The sequence below is a fragment of the Paenibacillus pasadenensis DSM 19293 genome, from assembly GCF_000422485.1.
GTDB classification, from domain to species: Bacteria; Bacillota; Bacilli; order Paenibacillales; family Paenibacillaceae; genus Paenibacillus_O; species Paenibacillus_O pasadenensis.
The window spans coordinates 24,247-35,051 of record NZ_AULW01000036.1; the positions used below are offsets into that span (position 1 = coordinate 24,247).

Annotated in this window: 5 protein-coding genes and 1 pseudogene; 4 read left to right on the forward strand and 2 right to left on the reverse strand. The window is 69.2% G+C overall.

Annotated elements, in window-relative coordinates:
- Positions 1-11 precede the first annotated feature (11 nt).
- Both H582_RS29830 and H582_RS0105705 read left to right on the forward strand, forming a co-directional pair.
- A complete protein-coding gene (locus tag H582_RS29830) occupies positions 12-6,653 on the forward strand; it encodes an RICIN domain-containing protein (RefSeq protein WP_052332998.1) in 6,642 nt (2,213 codons plus the stop codon).
- A gap of 145 nt (positions 6,654-6,798) precedes the next feature.
- Entirely contained in the window at positions 6,799-7,044 is a 246-nt protein-coding gene (locus H582_RS0105705) for a DUF2164 domain-containing protein (protein WP_028597766.1), read from the forward strand.
- Between the two features lie 322 nt (positions 7,045-7,366).
- On the opposite strand, the gene H582_RS0105710 is transcribed toward H582_RS0105705, so the two are convergent.
- Both H582_RS0105710 and H582_RS0105715 read right to left on the reverse strand, forming a co-directional pair.
- Positions 7,367-8,083: a glycosyltransferase gene (locus H582_RS0105710; protein ID WP_028597767.1), complete on the reverse strand. Its 717-nt coding sequence runs from the start codon at positions 8,081-8,083 to the stop codon at positions 7,367-7,369.
- Between the two features lie 210 nt (positions 8,084-8,293).
- A complete protein-coding gene (locus H582_RS0105715; protein WP_084136693.1) occupies positions 8,294-9,307 on the reverse strand; it encodes a ketoacyl-ACP synthase III in 1,014 nt (337 codons plus the stop codon).
- Positions 9,308-9,430: 123 nt separating this feature from the next.
- On the opposite strand from H582_RS0105715, the pseudogene H582_RS33090 reads away from it, so the two are divergent.
- Together H582_RS33090 and H582_RS32335 are read left to right on the forward strand one after the other, a co-directional pair.
- Positions 9,431-9,526, forward strand: a pseudogene (locus tag H582_RS33090) (beta-galactosidase small subunit-related protein); the annotation flags it as partial.
- Between the two features lie 193 nt (positions 9,527-9,719).
- On the forward strand, positions 9,720-10,709 hold the full coding sequence (locus tag H582_RS32335) for a YhcN/YlaJ family sporulation lipoprotein (RefSeq protein ID WP_028597769.1): 990 nt from the start codon (positions 9,720-9,722) through the stop codon (positions 10,707-10,709).
- Positions 10,710-10,805: the final 96 nt, after the last annotated feature.

Below are 10,805 nucleotides of genomic sequence, written 5' to 3' on the forward strand. Positions count from 1 at the left end.
GGGGTCAATCGATGAATCGAACGAGGTGGAAGCCGGTCGCGATGTCGCTGCTGGCGCTGCTGCTCTGGATCGGCAGCCTGCCGGCGCTGGCGGGAGCCGCGATGGCGGCGGACAGCGCGCAGCCGGAGCTGCCGCAGGGCAAGGTGCGCATCAAGAACCTGTGGAAAAGCAACTATCTGTACGAGGGCTCGGACGGCAAGGTGCGCTACGGCAAGACGAATCCGTCCGACGAGTCCTCGCACTGGACGGTCGAATGGCAGGAAGGCGGCGCTCTGCTGCGCAACGTCCGCACCGGCCACGTCGTCACGGCGGCGGGAGCGGGCGAGCTCGGCGCCGCGCTGCAGGCGAAGGAGACCGGCGCGCCGGGAGCGGAGGAGCGCTGGCGCATCGTGCCGACCGCGACGCGAGACTACTACAACCTCGTCAGCGCGGCGGACCCGGCGGGCAAGCGCGCGATCCACGAGGAGCGGCAGCTCGGCTGGGCGGAGCTCGGCTCGGACGTGAACCTCGGCTTCGACAGCCCGAAGTGGACGTTCGTGCCGCTGGACGCGCCGCAGCCGGTGCAGCTGGAGTCCCGCAGCCATCCGGGACAGGTCATGGTGGAATATGCGGCGAAGGACGGGGAGCCGACCGTCGGCTTCGCGGCGCGGCCGGCGACGGACCGGGCCTCCCAGTGGATGCTGGAGCCGGATGCGGCCAGCGGCGCGGTCGCGATCCGCAACGTCGGCTCCGGGCGCTATATCGTGCAGCGCGATCCGGACTGGGCGGCCGTGCGGACGGGCGAGCGGGACGGCGCGTCGCCCGGCCTGACGCTCTGGAAGCAGGAGGCCGCGGACGACGGCTGGTTCACGCTGGAGAACGTCCAGGCGTCCGGCAGCCTGCTGAACGCGCAGTTTCCGGACGATACGGACGTGCGCTCGAACGGCTGGCCGGGCGGCAAGGGCAATCCGACTGCGCATTGGCGGGCGGTCCCGCTCAGCGAGATCGAGCCGGTGCGTCTCGCGGCCTACACGGACGCGCAGCGGCCGACGGACTTCCTCTATGAGCAGGGCGGCGAGCTGAAGCATGGAGCCGTATCGGAGGCGCTCGGCAACGAAGCCGCCTCGCTGTGGCTCGTCGAGGACTACGACGGCGCGAAGCGGCTGCGGAGCGCGGCCAGCGGGCGCTACATCGTTCGCGGCGGCGCGTCCGGCGTGTCGCTCGCGGCGCAGGCGGCTCCTGGAGACGGCTCGACATGGGCGTTCACGGAGTCCGACGAGTACGACGACTACGTGACGATCGGCAGCGCCTCGGGCGAGGCGGCCTATGTGGCCGGCGGGGCGGACGGCATGGCGGCGATCAGCGGCGACGCCGCCTCGCTCGGCTCGCAGTGGCAGCTGGCCGATCCGAATACGCTGCCGGCGGGCGACGGACCGGTCTACCTCCGCATCCAGAACGCCTGGGGGCCGGACAACCGCTTTTACCTGTACGAATCGGAGGACGGCCTGCTCAAGTACGGCAACGCGCGCACGGACGGCCGGGATCAGTGGGTCGTCCACAAGTTCGAGGGGCGCAAGCTGATCGAGAACCGGGCGACCGGCCATCATGTCCGTCTCGGCGCCGAATACGGCGGCCGGATCGGGCTGGCGGCGCTGACGCCGGGCGAGGAGCGCTCCGGCGGCTACGTCTGGACGATCCGCAATGCCGGCGAAGGCGACATGCTCGTGAGCAGCGTGCGGGACAAGCATCCCGGCGAGCGGCCGCTGAAGTACATGTCCATCCAGAACTTGACGAAATACGCCGAGTACGGCGTCATCAACCCCGGCTGGTCGAGCCCGCGCTGGCGCTTCGTGCCGGTCGTGCCGGACAAGCAGCGGCTGTTCCGGTTCCGCATCGCCGGCACGGACGATCAGTATCTGCTCGATGTCCAGGCCGGAGCGGATGCTGCCGTCGGCACGGCGACGTACGGGCCGGCGGACGCTGCGGACCCGGCCTCGATCTGGTATCTGGAGGACGCCGGCGCCGCAGGCGTCGTGCGGCTCAAAAATCAGGGCAGCGGCCGTTATGCGGCGCTGGAGAACATCGCGGGCCATGAGGCCGACGACGAGCCGGCGGAATCGCCGCAGACGCTCGCTTCCGTCGGCTCCGACTGGGCCAGCGTCAAATGGGCGGTCGGCACCGTCGCGGATACCGTCTACTCCACGATCCAGAGCCGCTGGGCCGGGCATTATCTGCTCGCCGGACAGGCGGCGGACGGCTCGCCGGCGATCCGGCTGAGCAAGGCGGCCGGCGCCGGCGAGCGGGACGCGGCGCGCTTCATCGCCGAGCCGGCGGCCAGCGGGCCGAAGCAGCCGCCGCAGGAGCCGGTGCGCATCCGCTCGGCGTCCGGCCAAGGCTGGCTGTACGAGAATCCGTCCGGCATCGTGCTGTACGGCAGTCCGAGCGAGCGGGACGGCTCGTCGCATTGGACGCTCGAGCGTCGGGAGAGCGGCGGCTGGAGCATCCGCAACCGGGCGAGCGGCCATCTGCTCCGCTTGAACGCCGACTATCCGTTCCTGGAAAGCCTCGCCGCAGGGGAGGCGGCTCCGGAAGCGGCCGCCTGGGCGGCCGAGCAGACGGCCGACGGCGGCGCTTGGCTGCTGCGCAGCCTGTACGGCGAGTTCAGCGACGAATTCGTGCATGTCGGCAGCGGGGCCGGGTATGCGGAGCATGGACTGGCGCTCGATTCGGCGTCGACGGCGCGCTGGCAGCTCGAGCCGGCGCCGGCGGAGATGGATGCGCCTGCGGCCGCGGAGCCGCGCCGCGCGGACACGTCGACGCCGATGCTGGAGGCGGCGAACGCGGTCACGATCGCGCCGTCCGGCGCGCCCGGCCTGAAGCTCGCCGATCGCGGCGGCAAGCCGCAGCTCCTGGCTGCGGACGAGGAGGATGCCTCGGCGCGCTGGCGGCAGGTGGACACGAACGGCCGCCAGCTGCTGCGCAACGAGGCGACCGGCTCGTATCTGGCGATGACGGCGGCAGGCGTGCCGGAGCTGCTGCCTGCCGGCGGCCTGCGCACGGCGGCGGGCGGACTCGCTGCGGAAGCGCAGTGGAGCATGGAGGAGCGGCTCGGCTACCGCATCCTGCGCTCGATTCAGGGGGACGGCTATCTGGCCGCTGCGGGCGGGGACTCGCTCGCCCGATCCGGCGAGGCCGGCGACGCCGCTGTGCGGTGGAGGCTGGAGCCGGCGCGGGCGGATATCGTCTATCCCGCCGAAAAGGCGTTCAAGGCGGACGGCATGTATCGGTTCGCCGTGACGGCTCCAGAGGCAGGCGCGTATGCGATCCGCCTCGCGTGGGACGGAGCGGCGCCTGCCGCCGCCCAGCCGAAGGCGGCGGTGAACGGCTTGCCGGCTGCGGGCATCGCTGCCCGGGCGGGCTGGACGGCCGAGCTGCGGCAAGGCGTCAACGTCATCTCCGTGGCGGACGCCGGCAAGCTTCGCTCGCTGGTCGTGTCGGACAGCATCGCGCCGGACGATCGCGGCGCGACGGCGGCCTACGTCTCCTATGAAGCGGAGCACATGGATGTGAAAGGGGAGCGGATCGGCCCGTCGCGGCTGCATCGCACGCTCGCCTCGGAGGCTTCCGGCCGCGAGGCCGTGCAGCTCCGCCAGCAAGGCGACTATGTCGAGTTCGCCGCCGCAGAGGCGGCCGACGCGCTCGTGCTGCGTTACTCCATTCCGGATACGCTGGACGGCTCCGAGCAGGAGCGCACGCTGTCCTTGTACGTGGATGGCCAGTTCCGGCAGAAGCTGACGCTGACGAACCGGAACTCCTGGGTGTACGGCAGCTATCCGTGGTCGAACGATCCAGCCCAGGGCAGCGGCCACCGCTTCTATGACGATGTCCGCGCCCGGATCGGCGACGTTCCGGCCGGCTCGGTCATCCGGCTGCAAAAGGATGGCGGCGACGACGCGGCGTCCTACACGCTGGACGCCGTCGACCTGGAGCGGGCGGACGCGGCCTACGCCAAGCCGGACGGCTTCGTATCCGTGACGGATTACGGCGCGGTGTCCGGCGACGGACAGGACGATACGGCGGCGCTCAAAGCCGCCCTGCAAGCGGCTGGCGGCGCGGACGGCGGCGTCTGGTTCCCGGCGGGAAGCTTTGATTTTACAGAGGAGGTGCTGGATCTCGGGAACGCGGTCATCCGCGGAGCGGGAGTCTGGCATACGGAGCTGAACGGCGCGCGCTTCTACGGCCACGGCGGCAAGGTCGGCGTCTATGACCTGTTCATCGACGGCAACGTGGCGGATCGCGACGACGAGGCGTTCGACAATGCGTTCCACGGCGCGTTCGGTCCCGGCTCGGTCATTCAGAACGTCTGGGTCGAGCATGCCAAGGCGGGGCTCTGGCTGACCCAGCCGATCGGCGAGAAGGTCCGCACGAAAGGGCTGTACATGGCCGGGCTGAGGCTGCGCAACCTGCTGGCGGACGGCATCAACTTCGCGGTAGGCACCTCGGACAGCCTGATGGAGCAGAGCGAGGTCCGCTATCCGGGCGACGACGGCATCGCGATGTGGTCGTTCACCGATCCCAAGCTGGCCGAGCCGAACGGAGCGGAGCGTACGCCGAGCGTGAACAACGCGGCTCGCTTCAATACGGTGTCGCTGCCGTGGCTGGCGGACAACATCGCGGTGTTCGGCGGCGGGGGCAACCGGATCCAGGACAACCTGCTCCGGGATACGGTCGTTAACGGAGCGGGCATCGCCGTCTCCACTCGCTTCGCGGCGGAGCCGTTCGCCGGGGAGACGATCGTCGAGCGCAATACGCTCGTGCGCACCGGCAGCTACGACACCGGCTACGGCATTCCGCTGGGGGCGATCTGGCTGTTCGCCGGTGAGTCCGACCTGGCCGGCGGCGGGGGCAGCGTCGTCGTGCGCGGCAACGTGGCGCTGGACAGCGCGTATGCGGGCATCACGGTCCACGGCTCGCATGAGCTGGGCTCCGTGCTGCTGCAGGACAACGTGCTGGACGGCATGGGGACGAACGGCCTGGAAGCGGCGAAGACGAAGACGGACAACGAGCAGGGCTATCCGACCGGCAGCGTTCGGATCGACAACCTGATCGTGCGCGGCGAGCGGATGAAGGACGCCTTCGCCGGTCCGCCGGGAAGGCTGACGTTCGAGGAATGGAACGAAGGGTTCGCTTCGCGCGTCAAGCCGTTCTCGGTCAGGCTGGAGGACGGACAGGATTCGCGGTTCGTCCTGACGGGCGGAGCATCGTCGGCCCTGGCCGTGCGGGATGCGGCCGGGACGGACCGGACGGCCGATGCGGCCGTCACCGTCCAGCCGCCGTCGGCAGCCTCGTATGCGGACGGCCGCCTGAACGCGCTGGCGGCCGGTCAAGCGGCGGTGACGGTCCGTCTCGGCGGCGCCGAGCGGAAGTATACGCTGACCGTGAGGGAGGCGGATGCGGCAGCGACGCCGACGCCGGATACGGGAGTGACGCCGACGCCGGATACGGGAGCGGGTCCGTCCGCGACGCCGACGCCGAGCGCGACGCCGACGCCGACGTCGGCACCGGCGCATGCGGCGGAACAGGCGCTGCTGGCCGCCATCGCGGACGGCAAAGCGGAGGTGCTGCTGCCGCTCGGCGCGGACGGCCGCCTGCGGCTGAGCCTGGATGCGCTGGCCCGCGCGGCCGCGGCCAAGCCGCAGCCGCAGCTGCTCGTGCAGGCGGGAGGCGCCGAGCTGCGCCTGCAGCCGGACGCTCTGCTGCGCGCGCTGCGCACGACGGCGGCGGCAGCGGGCGCGAAGCCGGAGCTGGAGCTGCGGCTCGGCTCGGCGGATGAAGCCGCGGCATCGGCGCTTCGCCGCGCCGCGCAGGCGGCCGGGTTCCGCCTGGCGGGCACGGCGGTGGAGGCGAGCATCGACGCCGTCTGGGCAGGCGGCTCGCAGCCGCTGGCGTTCCGCCCGGCCGACCGGCCGCGGCTGAGCATCGGCGCGGAGGCTGGCGCGAGCGCGCTGCTGCGGCTCGCCTCGGCGGACGGCGCAGCGGCGGGGCTGCCGGCCCGCTTCGCAGGCGGCAAGGCGTCGGCGGCTCCGGCCGGCGGAGGCGCGTTCGCCGCCGCCGTCCGCTCGGCCGCGGCGTTCGCCGACACGGCCGGCCACTGGGCTGCGGCCGACATCGCCCGCCTGGCCGGGCTCGGCCTGGCGCAGGGCGCGGGCGGCCGCTATGAGCCGGCGCGCTCCATTACGCGCGCGGAGCTGACGGCGCTGCTCGTCCGCGCGCTGCAGCTGCCGGCCGGCGACAGCGCGAGCGCGCCGCGCGACGTAGCGGCAGGCGCCTGGCATGCCGCGGCGGTGCGCGCGGCGCTGGCCGCCGGCCTCGCGCAGGGCGATGCGGACGGACGCTTCCGTCCGAGCGCGCCGGTGAGCCGCCAGGAGCTGGCGGCGCTCGCCTCGCGGGCTGCAAGCCAGCTTGGCGTGGCGGCTAGGGCTGCGGGCGCGGCATCGGCGGCTTATGCCGACGCGGACGCCATCGCGCGCTGGGCGGCGGAGCCGGTCGCCGACGCGGCCCGCCTCGGCCTGATGGCCGGCGATGGCGGGCGGTTCGAGCCGGCCCGCGCCGTCACCCGCGCGGAAGCGGCGGCGGTGCTCGTCCGCCTGCTGCGGCTGGCGGAGCTGATCTAGCTCGACGCCGGGCTTGCGCCCGGCCCGCAGCGAGCGCAATCAAGAACGGGATCAAGCGGAGAACATCCCGCTTGATCCCGTTTTGCTTGCCGATGCGAAGCTTTATACTAGAGATCACGACATTTCGAACAAGGGAGGGAACGCCATGATGCCGATCAAGCTGCCGCTGGAGCAGAAAAAGGAGCTGGCGGAAAGCCTGCAAGACTTCGCGGACCGCGAGCTCGACTTGCCGCTCGGAAGCATCGCCGCGGAGGCGCTGCTCGACCATATGATCGCCGCGCTGGCTCCGCATCTGTACAACAAGGGCGTCGACGACGCGATGAAGCTGCTCGGACAGCGGATGCTGCAGGTCGAGGACGACCTGCATGCGCTCAAGCGGACGATCCGCTGAGCGGCCGGCTGCCGGAATCCGCAGGCATGCTCGGACGAACGCTCGAACGAACGCCATCCGCAGCTCGAACCAGCCGCGAGCATGCCGAAAAGGGACCCGACAGCCTGAGCTGCCGCGTCCCTTTTTGGCATGCGTCTTGTTGTCGGAGACTCATGAGCCGATCCGGCCGGACCGAATCAATGAGGGCGCGGGCGGCATCTCGGTCCAGCTCCGCTTGCGTACCGCTCGAATTCCGCTTCTCCTCCAGCTCCGCTCGCGTACCGCTCCGAGTTCCGCTTTCGGATCCAGCTCCGCTCGCGCTCCGCTTCCGCTCTGCTTGCAGTCAGCCCGGCATGCGGGCCAGCTTCGTCCGGAGCATCGGCGCATAATAGGCTTTGAGCGACTCGAACTCGGGCATGATGCGCGCCAGATGCTGGACGGTGCCCATGCCGGCATGGCGGCGGTACAGCGTGAGCGGCTCGTTCAGGTAGTGCATGCCGACGTCATGCAGCGCGATCCGCGCCCACAGGTCGTAGTCATGCGCGTAGGGCAGGCCGGGGTTGAACCATCCGACGTTCTGAATCAGGCTTCGCAGCATCATGACGGTGCAGCCGTTGACCGGGCAGAAGTCGAGCATGGAGGCGACGAACGCTTTTTCCGTCGGGAACTTGACCATGCTGCACAGCTGCGTGATTTGTCCGGTCTCGTTGATCGTATTGAAGTCCGTGAAGCAGAACTGGGCGCGCTTCTCCAGCATGTAGGACACCTGGTTCAGCACCTTGTCGCGGGTGAACAGATCGTCGGAGCTGAGCCAGGCGACGTACTGGCCGGTCGCGCATTGCATGCCGTAGTTGAGCGCGGTGGCCGTTCCGCCGTTGGCCTTGCTCAGGTAGACGATGCGATGACGGTACGGATCGAGCAGATGCTGGTTCGAGGTCGAGCCGTCGTCGACGACGATGATCTCGATCGACGGGTAGGACTGATCGAGCACGCTCTGGATCGCTTGCGGAATGTACGGGCAGTTGTAGAACGGTATGACAACCGTGACTAACGGCAGCATAGCGGGCATCACCTCATCGGATAAGCTGTCACCTCTATCCTATGAGCCTCTCGGCGCCGGCGATAGGGACAGCTGACGCGAGGCGGCAGCCCAAGTTGCCGTTTTTTCCCCATTGGCCGCTTGAAGGAAGTCTCGACCCCGTCAACGCGCCGTCCTCCTATCCCGCCGCGCCTGATGCCGCCGCAGGAAGGGAACGCCTGGCCTGCTTGGCTACAGCGTCCAGCGGAGCAGCAGCCCCGCCTGCGTGAGCCCGCCGCCGAAGCCGTACAGCAGCACGAGCTGGCCCGGACGCAGCCGTCCGTCGGCGGCCGCTTCGCGGAGCGCGATCGGGATGGACGCGGCGGAGGTGTTGCCGGTACGCGCGAGCGTCGTGACCGTCCGCTCCAGCGGAATGCCGGTGCGCTCGCTCATCGCCTCCAGGATGCGCATGTTCGGGTTGTGCGGCACGAACCAGTCGATCTCCTCCGGCGACACGCCCGCTTCGCCCAGGAAGGCTCCGATCTCCTCCGGCACGCGGGAGACCGCCCAGCGGTAGACGGCCCGGCCGTTCTGCACGAGCTTGCCGCCGATCTCCACGGCCTGCCCGCCGATCCGATCGGCGGTCGCCGCGCGGTACAGCTGATGGCCGTCCAGGCCGTCGGTAGCGGCGTGGGCGGCGAGCCAGCTGCGCTCCTCGTCCGCCTCGCCGGCCTCGACGAGCACGGCGCCCGCACCGTCGCCGAACAGGATGCAGGTCGTGCGGTCGGTATAGTCCGTGATGCGGGACAGCGTCTCCGCCCCGAGCACGAGAATCTTGCGGAAGGCCCCGCCGGCGATGAGTCCGCCCGCCATATGGAGCGCCGACACGAAGCCGGCGCAGGCGGCCGACAGGTCCGCCGTTCCGGCTCTCCGCATGCCGAACTCCGCCTGCACGAGCGCGGCTGTCGAAGGGAAGCTCATGTCCGGCGTCGCCGTAGCGACGAGGATGTAGTCCACATCGTCGATCGCCCTCGGATAGCGCCGCAGAAGATCGCGCACGGCCTCGATGCAGAGCGAGCTCGTGAACTGGCCGTCGGCGGCGATGCGCCTCTCGGAGATGCCGGTGCGCTGCACGATCCATTCGTCGTTCGTATCGACCATGCGCTCCAGATCGGCGTTGCTCAGCACCTGATCGGGGACGTAGGAGCCGATGGCGGTAATCCTTGCGGGGGTGGACAGCGCGCCGGCTGGACGGGTTCGATTCATGAGGATGCCTCCTTTGAGTGATGGATTGCCAACAGATATTAGTATCTGGTACTAGTACCTACCATAACTTCATCGGCGGCATCCGTCAAGGAGCGAAGAACCTCCGTTCCCAACGCAATCGCGATCGAAGCACGACAGCTCGGCGTCGGCGGCGACGACAGCTGGGGAGCCCCGGTCCATCCGCAGTTTCGCATTTCGTCCGATCAGGACTACGCTTTCGAGTTCATCCTCGGGCCAAGCCAGGCCTGGCGGCCAGCAGCAGCCCTCCGCTTCATGGAGGGCTTTTTTTCGTTGCCGGCAGCCGGCCGCATTCCTGCCAGCGATTGCTCCGCATACGGCCGCCTGCCCGGGGCGACACTACTACAGCCGTTCCCGCGAGCGGAGCGGACGCCCATGACATGGAGGTTTTCGAATGAAGCATCCCTGGAAAGTGCTTGCGGCCGGCGTCGTCCTGACTACAGCTCTGGCGGGCTGCGGCACGCATCATGGCGAGCTCGGCAACAAGAACATCCGGAACAGCAACATCGGCAACTACCGCCTGCTGGACAAGCGCTTCGCCGACGACAACATGAACGAGATGAACCGCGTCGACGGCCGCCAGCTCAACGGCAACAACATCATCGGCAATCATCGCAACTATCATCTGAAGTCCAATCGGCAGATCGCCGGAACGGTCAAGAAGATCGACGGCGTGCGCGACGCCTACGTCATGACGACCAACGACAACGCTTATGTCGCGATCGGGCTCAAGGGCGAGAGCATCGTCGGCAGCACCACTACCCGCTCGGGAACCCAGATGGGCTATTCCAGCTCCAACACGGGCCCGATCGCCTCGAACGACGGCCGGATGACGGCCAGAAGCGGCGGCATGGGCATGGAGAGCGGCATGGACATGGAGCGCGGCAAGAGCCGTCTGAACGGCAGCATGGACCGCATGAACGAGCGGCTGGGCCAAGGCATGGGCCAGGCGTTCGACAACACGATCGACCAATACGGCCGGATGGGCGAGAAGCGCGAGAACAACGGGTACAGCTCGCGGTCCAACGGCTCCAACGGCTACGGAGGCGCCTCGGCGACGAACCGCCGCGGGCATAGGATGGACGGCCTCGCCGACAACAACAACATCTACATGGCCCGGAGCCTGAACGATGGGTTCAAGACGCAAGTCGCCAACGCGGTCCGCAAGAGCATGCCGAGCATCGACAAGGTGTTCGTCTCCTCCAACCCGGACTTCTTCAGCCGCATGCAGGGTTACGACAACGACGCGAAGCAGGGCCATCCGATCCAGCCGTACCTCGCGGAGTTCAATGCCATGGTGGAGCGGGTGTTCCCGAACGTGGACGACGGCAGCGCCGGCACGCAGAAGAAGCTCAGCGGCCTGGACGCGCATATTTTCAAATAAAAGCAGCGAAAGCGGCCGCAGCCGATGCGGCGAGCGCCTTCAGTCGCCCCCGAGAAGGGCGGCTTTTTTTTGCAGCATTGACAAAAACGGGCGGCG